This is a genomic window from Neisseria sp. HMSC056A03, from assembly GCF_001815685.1.
GTDB classification, from domain to species: Bacteria; Pseudomonadota; Gammaproteobacteria; order Burkholderiales; family Neisseriaceae; genus Neisseria; species Neisseria subflava.
In genome coordinates this window covers 1276-1562 of the sequence record NZ_KV821606.1, presented here as the reverse complement: position 1 = coordinate 1562, position 287 = coordinate 1276, and positions in this window count along the sequence as shown.

Sequence of the window (287 nt, the reverse complement as noted above, 5' to 3'; positions counted from 1 at the left end):
AACACACAGCCGCCCGAAGGCGGCTGGTCAAGACTGATTTTATATTCCGTGCCCAAAGCCGGTTTCAACACACAGCCGCCCGAAGGCGGCTGGTTTTACATTATTTGCTTTGGGTATCAATCAACAGTTTCAACACACAGCCGCCCGAAGGCGGCTGGGCGTTTGGTTTGTCGTTTGTAACTTATGTAGGGGCGTTTCAACACACAGCCGCCCGAAGGCGGCTGGGCATATGAAGCCTATCAAGCCGTAAAAGGAGACATAGTTTCAACACACAGCCGCCCGAAGGC